Genomic DNA, 14,267 nt, shown 5'->3' with positions numbered 1-14,267 from the left:
CTGAGCGCTGGCGAATGCTGCTCAAAAAACAGACATCGCGCTGTAGCCCTTTAAAATAAAGGGCTGTAGAGAGTTTCGCGCAGGTTATCCACAAGCCATTCCACAGCTATTGGGGGTAAGCGATCCACAGCAACATGACACCCCGATGTCACTGGTCAAAAAACAGACGATAGGCCGTAGCCCTCGTGGCACAAGGGCTGCAGAGGCTTTCTCCCAGGTTATCCACAAGCGGTTCCACAGTGGATGTGGGTAATCAGGCCAGGGGCTCAGTAGCAGCCGGACGACTCCCAGACTCGCTGGGCGCTGTGATGCAGGATGCCATGGCGCCGGGCCAGGGCCTGGCGGTCCTTGCTGTAGCCGCCACCGATCACGCCCATCACCGGAATGTCGCGACCCAGGCAATGGCGCATGACTCGCTCATCGCGCTCGGCGACGCCAGCATCGGTGAGCTTGAGGTAGCCCAGGGCATCGTCCTGATGCACGTCGACCCCGGCGTCATACAGCACCAGGTCGGGTTGGTAGAGCGGCAGCAGGTAGTTCAGGGCATCGTCCACCACCTCCAGGTACTCGGCATCGCCCATGCCCATGGCCAGGGGAATGTCCCAGTCGCTTTGGGCCTTGCGTACGGGGAAGTTCTTTTCGCAGTGCAGCGAGACCGTTACTGCATCGGTGGTATGCCGCAGGATCCGCGCGGTGCCGTCGCCCTTGTGGACGTCGCAGTCGAAAATCAGCACTCGGCCCACGCGTCCACTTTCCAGCAGGTAATGGCTGATCACCGCCAGGTCATTGAAGATGCAGAACCCTGCTGGATAGTCGTAGTGGGCGTGGTGGGTGCCGCCCGCCAGGTGGCAGGCCAGGCCATGTTCCAGCGCCTGCTCGGCAGCCAGCAGCGACCCGCCGACAGCGCGCACGGTGCGTCGGGCCAGGGCTTCGCTCCACGGCAGCCCCAGGCGGCGCTGGTCTTCCCGGGACAACTCGCCATTCATATAGCGTTCGATGTAGCCGCGGTCGTGGGCCAGGGCCAGCACCTCGGCCGGGCACAACTGCGGCCGTAGCAGATCGGCGTCGCGAGCCAGGCCGCTGTCCACCAGGTGGTCGCGCAGCAGACGGAACTTGTCCATGGGAAAGCGATGTTCTGGGGGAAATTCCGGGCTGTAGTCGTCGTGGTAGATCAGCGGCAGTGTCATGGCATTTTCTTAGAGGAACCCGTGAAGGATCCTACCAGCGATGTAGACTTGCACCCATGAAAACGGAGGGCACCGATGGAGCCGATACTGCAACTGGAAAGCGCGCGCCTGTTGCTGCGCCAATGGCGTGACGATGACTTGCAGGCTTTTGCGGCGATGTGTGCCGATCCCCAGGTCATGCGTTATTTTCCGGCGCCCTTGAGCCGCCTGGAAAGTGCCGCCCTGATCGGCCGCATACGTGGGCATTTTGCCGAGCATGGTTTTGGCACCTGGGCCCTGGAGCGCAAGGACAACGGCGCCTTCATCGGTTTTACCGGCCTGGGCGTGGTGGGTTTCGACGCGCCTTTCACTCCGGCGGTGGAGATCGGCTGGCGCCTGGCCCGTGAGCATTGGGGGCTGGGTTATGCCAGTGAGGCGGCCTGGACAGCCTTACGCTGCGCTTTCGAGCACCTGGCCCTGGACGAGGTGGTAGCCTTCACCACCCGGACCAACCTGCCGTCGCAGAAAGTGATGCAGGCCATCGGCATGCAGCACGCCGTCCAGGGGGATTTCGAACATCCCAAGCTCGCCGACGATCACCCATTGCGCGAGCATGTGCTGTACCGCATCACCCGTGAACAATGGTTGGAAACCTTGCATGGATAGCAATCGCGCACGTTTAGAATGTGCCGATGAGGTTGCTTGCCCCCGATTGATTTGACCGCCGCAGCCGAGATTGCGCGGTTTTGCTCTGTGTGAGGAGAGTCTGAATGAGTCATGTGCTGGATGATCTGGTCGATCTTTTGACCCTGGAACCGATCGAGGAAAACCTGTTTCGCGGTCGTAGCCAGGACCTGGGTTTTCGCCAGCTGTTCGGTGGCCAGGTACTTGGCCAATCCTTGTCCGCCGCCAGCCAGACGGTAGAGGAGGCGCGCCACGTACATTCCATGCACGGCTACTTCCTGCGTCCGGGAGATGCTGCTCTGCCGGTGGTCTACCAGGTAGACCGGGTCCGCGATGGCGGCAGCTTCAGCACCCGGCGGGTGACGGCGATCCAGAAGGGCCATCCGATCTTCACCTGCAGCGCTTCGTTCCAGTACGACGAGCAGGGCTTCGAGCACCAGAGCAGCATGCCCCAGGTGGTCGGCCCGGAAAACCTGCCCTCGGAGCTGGAGATCGCCACCCAGCGCGCGCACCTGATTCCCGAGCACATGCGTGAAAAGCTGCTGTGCCCCAAGCCCATCGAAGTGCGCCCGGTGACCGAGAGGGACCCCTACAACCCACAGCCGATGGACCCGGTGAAGTACGTCTGGTTCCGCGCCGACGGCACCCTGGCCGACAACCCGGCGTTGCATAAATACCTGCTGGCCTATGCCTCGGACTTCGGCCTGCTGGTCACTTCGTTGCTGCCCCATGGCAAGTCGGTCTGGCAGAAGGACATGCAGGTGGCCAGCCTCGATCACGCCCTGTGGTTCCATGCCGACCTGCGGGCCGACGATTGGCTGCTGTACGCCATGGATAGCCCGTGGGCTGGCAACTCCCGGGGCTTTTCGCGCGGCAGCGTGTTCAACCGCGCCGGCCAGTTGGTCGCCTCGGTGACCCAGGAAGGGTTGATCCGGCATCGCAAGGACTGGGCATGAGCCTTTCGGATATCGAGCATTGGGTGTTCGACATGGACGGCACCCTGACCATTGCCGTGCATGACTTCGCGGCGATCCGCCAGGCGTTGTCGATCCCGGCAGACGCGGACATCCTCACGCATCTGGCAGCCCTGCCAGCGGATGAGTCCGCAGCCAAGCATGCCTGGCTGCTGGAGCATGAGCGGGAACTGGCCCTGGGCTCGCGTCCGGCGCCGGGCGCGGTGGAGCTGGTGCGGGACCTGGCCGGGCGTGGTTATCGCCTGGGCATTCTCACCCGCAATGCCCGGGAGCTGGCCCATGTGACGTTGCAGGCCATCGGCCTGGCTGACTGCTTTGCCGAGGCCGATGTGCTGGGTCGCGACGAAGCAGCGCCCAAACCCCATCCCGGTGGCTTGCTCAAGCTCGCCCAGGCCTGGAACGTGGCTCCGCAGCGCATGGTGATGGTCGGCGACTATCGTTTCGACCTGGACTGTGGGCGCGCAGCCGGTACCCGCACAGTGTTGGTGAACCTGCCGGACAACCCCTGGCCGGAACTGACCGACTGGCATGCACGCGATTGCGCGCACTTGCATCGCCTGCTCCAGCCCTGAATGCCTGGTGCCGCAGGCGGTAGCCGTTCTACCTGAACAGCGCCGCCTGGCCTTCGGCAGAGGTGAACATCTTGTCCCCGTCATGCCCGACCCCGGGCACTTCTACCAGGCGCTGGTGCAAGCCCTGGGGATGGCGCTTGCGCAGGTAGTCGAAGTAATTGTGCCCGCGCACCAGTCGATAGGCTCCCTGGGCCTGGGCGGCGCAACTCTTGTCCAGGGCCGGGTGCTGGGGATCGGTGTCCTGTTGCCCCAACAGATAGGTAATGTCGCGCCTGGCATAGCTGCGTTCCAACTGTTGCGATGATGGTCGGGCGGCGTAGGCGGGGCGCTGCTCCAGGCCATATTTCCAGCGATTGAAGCCCGGGCAGGTGGCGGGGTCGAAGGCAACCGGGCGCCAGGCATCGAAGTAGGCATAGGACGAAGGGTTGGCGATCACGAAGCGCAGTCCGACCCCTGCCTGTTGCAGTTCGGCATGTTTGCCTGAGGTCAGGGCATAGCGCTGTACTACTTGGGCACCGCCGGAATGACCGGCAACCACGATTTCCTTGAGGGCGGGAAAGCGCTGGCGCTCGCCCAGGCGCAGGAGGATGGCGTCCAGCGCGGCATAGGAGCTCAAGGCATGGGGACCGACGGCAGGTTCGCCCGCCATCCAGGCGTTGCCTTGCCAGCGCAGCAGGCTGTCGGGAAGGTGATGGCGGGCAATGTCATCCTGATTGAGGAACTGCGGCGCGATCACCAGCGTCGTGGTGTCTTTGCCGGCCTGCCTGGCGGCGGTCTCGCCGCTGTGCAGATAAGTCTGGGCATTGCGCAGCCGGCCATGGACGATGATCAGCACCCGCTGCACTTGCGGCAGTGGCTGGCGCCAGTCCTGGCTCAGGCCCAGGGCCAGCTCACCGGCTGGCAGTTCCAGTCGTCCGGGGCTGATGACCTTGACCCCATGCTCGCCGGCCTGGGCGCCGAGGCTACCCAGGCACAGCAGTGCAGCGAGCAGGCGGCGCATCTACAGGCTCTTGGCGGCGAAGGTGTCGCACTGGCCGACCTGGCCCTGGCTGAAGCCAGTCTTGAACCAGCGCACTCGCTGGGCCGAGGTGCCGTGGGTGAAGGAATCCGGTACCACGCGGCCCTGGCCCTGCTGCTGCAGGCGGTCGTCGCCGATGGCGTTGGCGGCGTTCAGGGCTTCCTCCACGTCGCCGGGTTCCAGCCAGTTCAGGCGTTTCTGGGCGTGGTAGGCCCAGACCCCGGCCAGGCAGTCGGCCTGCAGTTCCTGGCGTACCAGCAGGCCGCCATCACCTTCCATCTGCCGACCCTGCTGGCGGGCCGCCTGCATCTTGGCCGAGACCCCGAGCAGCGTCTGTACGTGGTGGCCCACCTCATGGGCGATCACGTAGGCCTGGGCAAAGTCGCCCGCGGCGGAAAAACGCTGGGCCATCTCCCGGAAGAAGTCCATGTCCAGGTACACCTGGCGATCGGCAGGGCAGTAGAAGGGGCCGCTGGCGGAGGTCGCGGCGCCGCAGGCGGAGTTGACCCGGCCCCGGAACAGGATCAGCTTGGGCGCCTGGTACTGGCGGCCGGCCTGCTGGAAGATCTGGCCCCAGGTGTCTTCGGTGTCGCCGAGGATCGCACGGACGAACTCCGCCTGTTCGTCGTTGGCCGGTGGCGCCTTGCGTTGCTGGGTGGTGGCCGGCGCCGAGACCTGGCCACCGCCCTGGCTGAGCAGTTGCCCGAGGATCTGCATGGGGTCCTGGCCGGTGGCCCAGCCGATGCCGACGATCAGCACGATCGCCGTCAGGCTCAATCCCTTGCCACCACCGAAGCGCAAGCCACCGCCGCCTCCACCGCCGCTGCTGTCATCTCGTACATCCACGACGTTGTCGCTGCGCCGGCCTTTTTTCCAAAGCATGGGGGAGTCCTCGTTCTTTCTGCTGGTCAGTGTTGCTGGTGGCTCGAGCCGGCGCCAGTCCGGTCGTCAGGGATTTTTGCCCACGCTACCATGGCCTGGTGCCGGACCGATTCGTTCCAGACACCATTTGGGGCTCCCTATTGAACATCGATACCCGCATCAAATTCCGTCACCTGGTGGGTTTTCTTGAAATGGCTCGCCAGGGCAGCCTGGCTCGGGCCGCCGATGTGCTGGCGGTGAGCCAGCCCGCGATGTCCAAGACCCTCAAGGAGCTGGAGGTGCTGCTGGACACCCAACTGTTTGTCCGCAGCAAGGCCGGGCTCAGCCTGACTGACGCCGGGAGGGCCTTCCTGCGGTACGCCGGGCCTTCGGTGCAGGCCTTGCGCGAAGGGGTGAGCAGCTTGCGCGGTGGCGAGCACGCAGCAAAGGTAGTGCGCATCGGGGTGCTGTCCACCGTGGAAAGCCTGCTGTTGCCTGAGGTGCTGCGCCGCCTGCACCAGCGGCATGCTGCATTGACGATCAGCGTAGTGACGGGCCCCAGCGCCTATCTGCTTTCGCAGTTGCGGGTCGGCGACCTGGACCTGGTGGTGGGGCGCATGACCGAGAGCCCGGAGATCCAGGGCCTGAGCTTCGAGCACCTGTACAGTGAATCCATGACCCTGGTGGTCCGGCCCGGGCACCCCCTGGCGGCGAAGGCTCTGGATCGGGCCACGGTCAGCGCCTATCCCCTGGTCCTGCCGCTGGCTGGCACCAGCATCCGCAAGCACGCCGACAGCCTGTTCGTGCAGTGCGGCATCCGCCAGGCACAACAGCGCCTGGAGACTTTGTCGCTGGCCTTGAGCCGGCGCTACACCCTGTCCAGTGATGCCCTGTGGATCGCGCCGCTGGATGCCGTGCGCCTGGACCTGGCCAGCGGTGACTTGCTGGAACTGGACCTGGGACTGCGCGAACCCGGTGGCTCGGTGGGGATATCCAGCAATGCCAGCCTGGCCTTGCCCCTGGCGGCGCAATGGACGGTGGAGGTGCTGCGAGAAGTGGGGCAGGCCTATCGCGAGGGGCATTATCCTTAACCATATGGTTATGGATGTGGGGTGGTTTTTCAGTTTTCCATCCTCCTGGCCTGTTTGAAACTTCGTGGGCTGCGCTCCACACATTCAAACAACAGGAGACCGACATGTCCGATGACAGCCGTCGCTTCGTGATTCGCGACCGTAACTGGCACCCCAAGGCCTTGACGCCCGACTACAAGACCTCGGTTGCCCGTTCGCCACGCCAGGCGCTGGTGAGCATTCCCCAATCGCTGAGTGAAACCACGGGGCCGGATTTCTCTCACCTGCGTATCGCTCGCCTGGACAACGACTTGCTGCGCAACTTCGACAACGGCGGCTTGCCGGTGGGGGAGCGGATCATCGTCGCCGGGCGGGTCTGCGACCAATACGGCCAGCCGGTGCCCCATACCCTGGTGGAAATGTGGCAGGCCAATGCCGGAGGCCGCTATCGGCACAAGAACGACCGCTACCTGGCGCCCCTGGACCCGAACTTCGGTGGCGTTGGGCGTACGCTCACCGACCGAGACGGCTACTACAGCTTTCGCACCATCAAGCCCGGCCCCTATCCATGGCGCAATGGTCCCAACGACTGGCGCCCGGCGCACATCCACTTTTCCATCAGCGGGCCGTCAATCGCCACGCGGCTGGTTACCCAACTGTATTTCGAGGGGGACCCGTTGATCCCGCTGTGCCCCATCGTCAAGTCCATCGCCGATCCGGCGGCTGTGCAGAGCCTGATCGCACGCTTGGACATGGGCGCTGCCAACCCCATGGATTGCCTGGCCTATCGCTTCGACATCGTGTTGCGCGGCCAGCGCCGGACCCATTTCGAGAACTGCTGAGGAGCCTGCCATGCCTGTTCAACTGCTGCCTGAAACCCCTTCGCAAACTGCCGGTCCCTATGTGCATATCGGCCTGGCCCTGGCGGCTGCGGGCAATCCCGTACGGCCCGAGGAAATCAGCGAGCGGATGGCTCGGCCCGACGCCCCCGGTGAACACATCCTGCTGTTTGGTCGTGTCTACGATGGCAACGGACACCTGGTACGCGATGCGTTCCTGGAGTTCTGGCAGGCCAACCACGAAGGCTTCTACGATTCGCTGGTGGATACGGAAAAACCCTTCAATTGCTTCGGTCGCTCTGCCACTGCCTTGGATACCGGGGAGTGGGCCGTGCACACGATCAAGCCTGGGGTGGTGAACAATGCCGCCGGCCTGCCCATGGCACCGCACATCAACCTGGCGCTGTTCGCCCGGGGGATCAATATCCATTTGCAGACCCGGCTGTACTTCGCCGATGAAGCGCAGGCCAACAGCCTGTGTCCGGTGCTGGGCCTGATCGAGCAGCCGCAACGCCGGGAGACCCTGCTGGCCCAGCCCTGTGAGGTGGAGGGGGGACGAGCCTATCGATTCGATATCCGCATCCAGGGCGAAGGCGAGACGGTGTTCTTCGATTTCTAGGCTGGCCTGATTGGCTGTTACCGCCACGGCCACGAGCCGCTCCCGGCGATCGATGAGAGCCCTTGGCAAGCCAGGTGCCCCAAGTTGTAGAAGATCTGTAACCGAGGGCACTAACGGCCTCCTCTGCGCTTTCTTCGCGACAGGCAGCGGCCCATAATCGGCCGCTTGTGAGTGACGGCCGTGAACCTAGAATGACAATAACCAATGAATGCTCAATCGCCCCTGGCGAGCCTGTTTTCGAGCCACGCAAGAGTCGCAAGAACAACCCGGAAAAAACCCGCGAGAACATCCTGCAAGAGGCCATCGTCGAGTTCGTGCAGCAGGGATTGTCCGGAGCACGAGTAGACGCTATCGCCGAGCGTACCCACACCTCCAAACGCATGATCTATTACTACTTCGGCAGCAAGGAACAGCTGTATGTCGAGGTCCTGGAAAAAATCTACGGCGACATCCGCCACATCGAGAGTCGCTTGAACCTGGCAGAACTGGGCCCTCGGGAAGCTATTCGCCGCCTGGTGGAATTCACCTTCGATCATCTCGATCTCCACGGCGATTTCGTGCGGATCGTCAGCATCGAGAATATCCACAACGCCGAGTACGTGAAGCAGTCCGGCGTGATCAGGGCGATGAAAGACAACGTCCTCCACTCCCTGGACGAGATCCTCGAGCGCGGTGTGAAACAGGGGCTGTTCCGCCCTGGCCTGGACTCCCTGGATGTCCACCTGTTGATCAGTTCGTTCTGTTTTTATCGGGTTTCGAATCGCCACACCTTTGGCGAGATCTTCCAGGTCGATCTGCCCGATGAAACCGTCAAGCAACGGCATCGGGAAATGATCTGCGAATCGGTGCTGCGCTACCTGCAAGCCTGACTCGGCAGCAGGGGCTGGCAGGCCGATGGCAAGCCCCTTAAGATCGCCATCGCGAGCCGAATCCAACCGGCTCCTGCGACATTCTCCCTCGACAAGGAAGGCACCATGGGCAACCCCGTCCCAACGCTGAAAATCATCCTGATCCTGATGATCGTGGTCGACTCATTCTGGTTTGGCGAACGCCTGCTGTCCCTTGCCGGCGTGAGTCTGTTCGACTGGTTGCCGACCCAGGTGATCAACGTGATAGGCATTTTCGGCAGCCTGCTGATGATTCTCTTCAACGTATTGCTGATCGGCCTGCTGTCGCGTTTGCAACTCAAGGGCGAATGAGCCGGTAGCCGCTGTCGTCGCTCGTACCCTGGGTGCAGGGCGGCGACAACGCGCTTGTTAATTGAAAATCATTCTCGACTAGCCGTAAGATGCCCGGAAATTTCCTTCATGTTCCAGGGAGTCGGTTTGTCGGACGTGGATCTCAAGGGACTGTTCCTCAAGCATGCCGCCACCTTGCGTGGTTATCTGGCGCGTCGAGTACGGGACCCTCAGTTGGCGGCTGACCTGGTGCAGGAGAGCTTCCTGCGGCTGGCTGAGCAGACGCGTGGCGAACCCATCGACAACTCCCAGGGGTATCTCTACCGCACGGCGAACAATCTTCTGATCGACCATGTCCGGCAGGAGGCGCGGCGCAAGACCGAAACCGTACCTCATGAAATGCTGGCCGAGATCGAAGATGAAAGCCTCGGGCTGGAGGCTCAGGCGATGGCGCAGCAGCAGCGCAAGGCATTGAAACAGGCAGTGGCCGAATTGCCCGAACGCACTCGGGAAATCTTTCGCCTGAACCGCATGGAAGGCATGACCCACGCCGAGGTGGCCCGGCACCTGGATATTTCCGACAGCTCGGTGCAAAAGCACCTGTCCAAGGCCTTGGCCTATGTGATGCAGCGCCTGCAGGCCAATGACGAGCGGCCAGCCGACGAGTGAATTACCGTAAATCCCGGGGTCAGACGTCACTGCTTATACATAACGAGAAATCGAGATTCACACGTGAATAGCCAGGGTTCGCAAGAGCACAGTATTACCGAGGCCGCCGCCGACTGGGCCGTGCGTTTGCAGGCACGCGAGCTCAGCGCTGCCGAGCAGGTCGAGCTTGCCCGCTGGCAGGCCGCCGACCCTCGCCATCCCGAAGCCCTGGCGTTCGCCCAGCGCACGTGGGACGCCCTTGGAGCGTTGCACCTGGAGCCTGCGCCGACGGGCACCGCGCCATTGCTGCACCGGGCCAGGCAAGCGAAAGGCGCTGCACGGCGACCGCCGCGTCGTCGCAGAATCCTGAGGGCCGCCAGTGCCGCGATGCTGGTCATGGCGTTGGCCCTGGGCTGGCTACAAGGTCCCCAGGCCTTGCTGTACCTCGAGGCTGACTACCTGACTGGCAAAGGTGAGGTGCGTACGGTGCGATTGGCCGACGGCAGCCAGGTAGAACTGGACTCCACCAGTGCCATTCGGGTTGATTTCAGCACCAGCCAACGGCAAGTCGATCTGCTGGCAGGGTCTGCGATATTCGATGTCGCACCGATGGCTGGTGACGAGACACGTCCCTTTGTGGTGCGCAGTTCAGGTGGTCAGGCCCGGGCCCTGGGCACCCGCTTTGTGGTCGGTCGGGAAGGCCCGGGGCAGGCCTGGGTCGGCGTCTTGCAGCACAGTGTCGCGGTGAGCCTGGATGATCCCGCGCGGCAAGGGGCCCGCGAGCAGGTGCTGCAGGAGGGGCAGAGTGCTCGCTACGATTCGAACTCGGGAGTGGTGGCCCTGGACGGACTCGACCTGCAACGGGCCACCAGTTGGCGTCGTGGGGTCCTGGTGTTCGACCGACAGCCCCTGGCGGCGGTGATCGAGCGCCTCAACCACTATCGTCCCGGGCGGGTGGTACTGGCCAACGATGCCCTGGCCCAGCGTCAGGTCAGCGGGGTATTCCACCTGGACATGCTGGATGCGGCCCTGACCAGCCTGACCCAGGAGCTGAAAATGCAGCGTTTGGATCTGCCCGGCGTCAGCCTGATTTACTAGGGCTGGCGGAGCTTTCCTGACATTTCTGAAATTTTTTGGAAAAAACCTTACTGAGTTTTCCTGCGTGGCACGTCTAGCTAACTGAGATGCATTCGCATCAATAAAAATAGCCAGCGCAGGAATGACGGACATGAGGGTAGGCAGTCGCACTGGAGTTCACGCCGCAAGTCGTTTGGCCCTGGCCATTCACCTGGGTGTGGCGGGACTGTTGGCGGGTAGCGGCGTATTGCAGGCGGCGGAAGTCGTGGGCGCCGTTGCGCAGGGTACGCAGCGCCAGCACGGGCTGGATTTCGATATTCCCGCCCAGGCCCTCGGTACCGCCGTACTGGCCTTTGCCGAGCAGGCAGGGGTGCAAGTATTGTTCGACAGCCAGCGCCTGCATGGCTTGCAGAGTTCGTCGCTCAAGGGGCGCTACAGCGCCGAGGATGGTTTGGCGAGGTTGCTGGGCAGTGCGCCAGTAACGTATCGCTTCACCAGTGAGCGCCAGGTAACCCTGACCCGGGTCGAGACCTTGCAGGATGGCGCCCTGGCCCTGTCTCCCACGACGATCTCCGGCCACCTCGAAGGCCACCCGCGTGACTGGACCTATACCGCGCCACGCTCGGTGAGCCAGGTCACTCGCGAACAACTCGATCGCAACCCGCCCCGGCACGCGGCCGACATGCTGGAGGAGACCTCCGGGGTGTACTCGGCAGTCAGCCAGCAGGATCCGGGGTTGTCGGTGAACATCCGCGGGATCCAGGACTACGGCCGGGTCAACATGTCGGTGGACGGCATGCGCCAGAACTATCAGCAAAGCGGCCACCAGCAACGCAACGGCACCCTCTACATCGACCCTGAGCTGTTGTCCGAAGTCGTGGTGGAGAAGGGCGCCACTTCGACCATGGGCGGTGCCGGGGTGATCGGCGGGGTCGCCAACTTTCGCACCCTCGATGCCCGTGACCTGCTCAAGCCCGGTCAGGAAATCGGCGGTCGGATCCGTGTGACCAGCGGCCTGGGTGGACGCCGCAACGGTACTCACTTCATTGGCAGCTCGGCCTTCGCCATCGGCACGCAGGCCTGGGACATGCTGCTGGCGGCCAGCGAACGCCACCTGGGTGATTACGATCCTGGAACCAAGGGCGGTATCGGCGAGTTGCGCACCGGCGCCGCGAAGAACCCGGCGGTCAGCGAGCGGGTCAAGAACTCCCCGGTTGCCTACTCCGGCTCGGTGATGCGCTCGCGCCTGGCCAAGCTGGGACTCAACCTGCCCGAGGACCAGCGCCTGCAACTGAGCTACCTGAGCACCCAGGTCGACTACGACGATGCCAACATGATGAACGTCGAGAAAACCGGCCAGCTGTGGGAGAAGCTCGGCAGCAGCGACGTGCGCTCGCAGAACTTTGGCCTCGACTACAGCTACGCGCCGGACAACCCGCTGATCGACTTCAAGGCCAAGTTGTACTACGTCGATAATCGCAACGACCAGAGCACCTTGCAGCGCGGTATCAATCCTGGCTACTCGATCACCTACCAGACCGATACCTATGGCGCCCAGGCACAGAACACCTCGACCTTCGCCCTGAGCGAGCGCTCCACGGTCAAGGCCAACTACGGCCTGGAGTTTTTCTACGACAAGGTTCGCCCGGACTCCAGCCAGCCAGTCCCCAAGGGCTCGGCGGTCAGTGCCTCGCCCGCGGCCAGCATGACGCCCGAGGGCGACCGGGCCCTGGGCAGCCTGTTCACCCGCCTGGACTACGACTATGACGGTTGGCTGAACCTCAACGCGGGCTTGCGCTATGACCGTTATCGGTTGCGCGGTGAAACCGGGATCAATACCCGGACCTTCGTGATTGGCAAGACGCCGCAGCAAGTCTCGGTGCCCGTGGCCTACGACATCGACGACCAGGAAGGGCGGTTCTCGCCGACCTTCGGCCTGTCGGTCAAGCCAGGGGTGGAATGGCTGCAATTGTTCGCCAGCTACGGCAAGGGCTGGCGCCCGCCAGCGGTGACCGAAACCATGATCACCGGTCGCCCCCATGGCGGTGGCTCGGAAAGCATGTACCCCAATCCGTTCCTCAAGCCTGAGCGTTCCACCACCTGGGAGGCGGGGTTCAACATCTTCAAGGAAAACCTCTGGTTCGACGACGACCGCCTCGGGGTCAAGGTGGCCTACTTCGATACCCGGGTCGATGACTTCATCTACATGGCCATGGGCGTCCAGCCTCCGGGCTATGGCATGGCCGGTATCGGCAACAGCGCCTATGTCAACGACATGAGCGGCACCCGGTTCAAGGGCATCGAATACCAACTCGACTATGACACCGGCGGGGCCTATGGCCAGTTGAACTACACCCGCATGATCGGCGACAACGATTTCTGCATGAAGACCGCATGGCTGGGCGGCGTGACCCAGCCGGTGAAGAGCGGTACCGGGCGCCGGGCGGTCGTTACCGGCATGCGCCCCGATGACGCCGCCAACAACGCCACCCAATGCAAGGCTGCCATCCTGGGTTCGGCCGAGCATATGCCCATGGATCGCGGCACCTTGACCCTGGGCGCGCGCTTTTTCGACCGCAGGCTGGATATCGGCGCCCGCGCCCGATACAGCGCCGGCTACTCGATCTCCGACTCGGCCAACATGACGGTCAGCCGGTCGGGCGTCTATCCGGCCGACTGGAAGCCCTACACCGTCTACGACCTCTATGGCAGCTACCGGGCCACCCAGGAGCTGACCTTGCGCCTGGCCATGGAGAACGTCACCGATCGCGCCTACCTGGTTCCCCTTGGCGATGTCCTGGCCTTCACCCTCGGCCGTGGCCGCACCCTGCAAGGCACCGTGGAATATCAGTTCTGACCGCTTTTGCCCAGTGACGGGCAAAACCGCAGCAGGCACAGGCGTGCTGCGGACATGACCCACCTATGTATTGGAGTTTTGCATGAGCATTTCGATCTCTTACAGCGCTACCTATGGCGGTAACACTGTCGCGCAATACCTGAACGACTGGTCGGCCTACTTCGGCGACGTCAACCATCGTCCGGGCCAGGTGGTGGACGGCACCAACACCGGAGGCTTCAACCCGGGGCCGTTCGACGGCACCCAATACGCCATCAAGAGCACGGCCAGCGATGCCGCCTTCGTGGCCGATGGCAACCTGCACTACACCCTGTTCAACAACCCGAGCCATACCCTGTGGGGCTCGCTGGATAAAGTCTCCCTGGGCGACACCCTTGCCGGTGGCTCGGGCAGCAACTACAGCCTGGTCAGCCAGGAAGTCAGCTTCGCCAACCTGGGCCTGAACAGCCTGCGCGAAGAGGGCCGTGCGGGTGAGGTGCACAAGGTGGTCTATGGCCTGATGAGCGGCGACAGCTCGGCACTGGCAGGCGAAATCGATGCGCTGCTCAAGGCGATCAACCCGAACCTGTCGGTGAACTCGACGTTCGACGACCTGGCAGCGGCCGGTGTTGCCCATGCCAATCCGCTACCTGCTGCCGCCGATATCGGCCTGGTGGGTGTACAGGATGTGGCCCACGACTGGGCGCTGGCGGCCTGAGTGCAGG

Annotated in this window: 15 protein-coding genes; 12 read left to right on the top strand and 3 right to left on the bottom strand. The window is 63.3% G+C overall.

Features of this window, described 5'->3' with window-relative positions; translation table 11 throughout:
* Window positions 1-266: 266 nt before the first annotated feature.
* A complete protein-coding gene (locus ATY02_RS32295) occupies window positions 267-1,187 on the bottom strand; it encodes a histone deacetylase (RefSeq protein WP_068576341.1) in 921 nt (306 codons plus the stop codon).
* Between the two features lie 75 nt (window positions 1,188-1,262).
* Between ATY02_RS32295 and ATY02_RS32290 the strand changes: the two genes are divergently transcribed.
* The 3 genes from ATY02_RS32290 to ATY02_RS32280 all read left to right on the top strand — a co-directional run bounded on the left by ATY02_RS32290 (window position 1,263) and on the right by ATY02_RS32280 (window position 3,396).
* Window positions 1,263-1,832, top strand: a complete 570-nt coding sequence (locus ATY02_RS32290) for a GNAT family N-acetyltransferase (RefSeq protein ID WP_068576343.1) — start codon at window positions 1,263-1,265, stop codon at window positions 1,830-1,832.
* 104 nt (window positions 1,833-1,936) lie between these two features.
* Complete coding sequence (gene tesB / locus ATY02_RS32285; RefSeq protein WP_068576347.1) at window positions 1,937-2,806, top strand: acyl-CoA thioesterase II; 870 nt, start codon at window positions 1,937-1,939, stop codon at window positions 2,804-2,806.
* Window positions 2,803-3,396, top strand: a complete 594-nt coding sequence (locus ATY02_RS32280; protein WP_068576349.1) for an HAD family hydrolase — start codon at window positions 2,803-2,805, stop codon at window positions 3,394-3,396. Before tesB ends, ATY02_RS32280 begins: the two co-directional genes overlap by 4 nt.
* A 28-nt stretch (window positions 3,397-3,424) precedes the next feature.
* On the opposite strand, the gene ATY02_RS32275 is transcribed toward ATY02_RS32280, so the two are convergent.
* Entirely contained in the window at window positions 3,425-4,396 is a 972-nt protein-coding gene (locus tag ATY02_RS32275; RefSeq protein WP_068576353.1) for a hypothetical protein, read from the bottom strand.
* Entirely contained in the window at window positions 4,397-5,296 is a 900-nt protein-coding gene (locus ATY02_RS32270; RefSeq protein ID WP_068576356.1) for a neutral zinc metallopeptidase, read from the bottom strand.
* 140 nt (window positions 5,297-5,436) lie between these two features.
* Between ATY02_RS32270 and pcaQ the strand changes: the two genes are divergently transcribed.
* The 9 genes from pcaQ (at window position 5,437) to ATY02_RS32225 (ending at window position 14,260) form a co-directional block, all read left to right on the top strand.
* The gene (pcaQ, locus tag ATY02_RS32265; RefSeq protein ID WP_068576413.1) at window positions 5,437-6,366 is read left to right on the top strand and encodes a pca operon transcription factor PcaQ; all 930 of its coding nucleotides are present in this window, start codon (window positions 5,437-5,439) and stop codon (window positions 6,364-6,366) included.
* A 104-nt stretch (window positions 6,367-6,470) separates the two neighbouring features.
* Window positions 6,471-7,187, top strand: a complete 717-nt coding sequence (gene pcaH, locus ATY02_RS32260; protein WP_068576358.1) for a protocatechuate 3,4-dioxygenase subunit beta — start codon at window positions 6,471-6,473, stop codon at window positions 7,185-7,187.
* Window positions 7,188-7,197: 10 nt separating this feature from the next.
* Window positions 7,198-7,803: a protocatechuate 3,4-dioxygenase subunit alpha gene (gene pcaG, locus ATY02_RS32255; protein WP_068576360.1), complete on the top strand. Its 606-nt coding sequence runs from the start codon at window positions 7,198-7,200 to the stop codon at window positions 7,801-7,803.
* Between the two features lie 191 nt (window positions 7,804-7,994).
* A complete protein-coding gene (locus ATY02_RS32250) occupies window positions 7,995-8,672 on the top strand; it encodes a TetR/AcrR family transcriptional regulator (protein WP_068576361.1) in 678 nt (225 codons plus the stop codon).
* A 105-nt stretch (window positions 8,673-8,777) separates the two neighbouring features.
* On the top strand, window positions 8,778-9,002 hold the full coding sequence (locus ATY02_RS32245) for a hypothetical protein (protein WP_068576362.1): 225 nt from the start codon (window positions 8,778-8,780) through the stop codon (window positions 9,000-9,002).
* Window positions 9,003-9,128: 126 nt separating this feature from the next.
* The gene (locus ATY02_RS32240) at window positions 9,129-9,650 is read left to right on the top strand and encodes an RNA polymerase sigma factor (RefSeq protein WP_068576415.1); all 522 of its coding nucleotides are present in this window, start codon (window positions 9,129-9,131) and stop codon (window positions 9,648-9,650) included.
* Between the two features lie 63 nt (window positions 9,651-9,713).
* Window positions 9,714-10,727, top strand: coding sequence for a FecR family protein (locus ATY02_RS32235; RefSeq protein ID WP_068576365.1), 1,014 nt, complete (start codon window positions 9,714-9,716; stop codon window positions 10,725-10,727).
* 130 nt (window positions 10,728-10,857) lie between these two features.
* On the top strand, window positions 10,858-13,563 hold the full coding sequence (locus ATY02_RS32230; protein WP_068576367.1) for a TonB-dependent receptor: 2,706 nt from the start codon (window positions 10,858-10,860) through the stop codon (window positions 13,561-13,563).
* Between the two features lie 82 nt (window positions 13,564-13,645).
* On the top strand, window positions 13,646-14,260 hold the full coding sequence (locus tag ATY02_RS32225; RefSeq protein ID WP_068576369.1) for a heme acquisition protein HasA: 615 nt from the start codon (window positions 13,646-13,648) through the stop codon (window positions 14,258-14,260).
* The last annotated feature ends 7 nt before the right edge of the window (window positions 14,261-14,267 follow it).

The organism is Pseudomonas sp. BIOMIG1BAC (assembly GCF_001705995.2).
Taxonomy (GTDB): domain Bacteria; phylum Pseudomonadota; class Gammaproteobacteria; order Pseudomonadales; family Pseudomonadaceae; genus Aquipseudomonas; species Aquipseudomonas sessilinigenes.
The sequence above is the reverse complement of the archived record's forward strand: the minus strand, read 5'-3'. Positions and strand labels throughout refer to the sequence as shown.

Excerpts from the sequence above, each read along its gene's own strand:
- ATY02_RS32270 (WP_068576356.1), bottom strand. The coding sequence starts at position 5,296 with ATGCTTTGGAAAAAAGGCCGGCGCAGCGACAACGTCGTGGATGTACGA.
- pcaH (WP_068576358.1), top strand. The coding sequence starts at position 6,471 with ATGTCCGATGACAGCCGTCGCTTCGTGATTCGCGACCGTAACTGGCAC.
- pcaG (WP_068576360.1), top strand. The coding sequence starts at position 7,198 with ATGCCTGTTCAACTGCTGCCTGAAACCCCTTCGCAAACTGCCGGTCCC.
- ATY02_RS32250 (WP_068576361.1), top strand. The coding sequence starts at position 7,995 with ATGACAATAACCAATGAATGCTCAATCGCCCCTGGCGAGCCTGTTTTC.
- ATY02_RS32225 (WP_068576369.1), top strand. The coding sequence starts at position 13,646 with ATGAGCATTTCGATCTCTTACAGCGCTACCTATGGCGGTAACACTGTC.
- ATY02_RS32230 (WP_068576367.1), top strand. The coding sequence starts at position 10,858 with ATGAGGGTAGGCAGTCGCACTGGAGTTCACGCCGCAAGTCGTTTGGCC.
- ATY02_RS32245 (WP_068576362.1), top strand. The coding sequence starts at position 8,778 with ATGGGCAACCCCGTCCCAACGCTGAAAATCATCCTGATCCTGATGATC.
- ATY02_RS32290 (WP_068576343.1), top strand. The coding sequence starts at position 1,263 with ATGGAGCCGATACTGCAACTGGAAAGCGCGCGCCTGTTGCTGCGCCAA.
- ATY02_RS32275 (WP_068576353.1), bottom strand. The coding sequence starts at position 4,396 with ATGCGCCGCCTGCTCGCTGCACTGCTGTGCCTGGGTAGCCTCGGCGCC.
- ATY02_RS32280 (WP_068576349.1), top strand. The coding sequence starts at position 2,803 with ATGAGCCTTTCGGATATCGAGCATTGGGTGTTCGACATGGACGGCACC.
- tesB (WP_068576347.1), top strand. The coding sequence starts at position 1,937 with ATGAGTCATGTGCTGGATGATCTGGTCGATCTTTTGACCCTGGAACCG.
- ATY02_RS32295 (WP_068576341.1), bottom strand. The coding sequence starts at position 1,187 with ATGACACTGCCGCTGATCTACCACGACGACTACAGCCCGGAATTTCCC.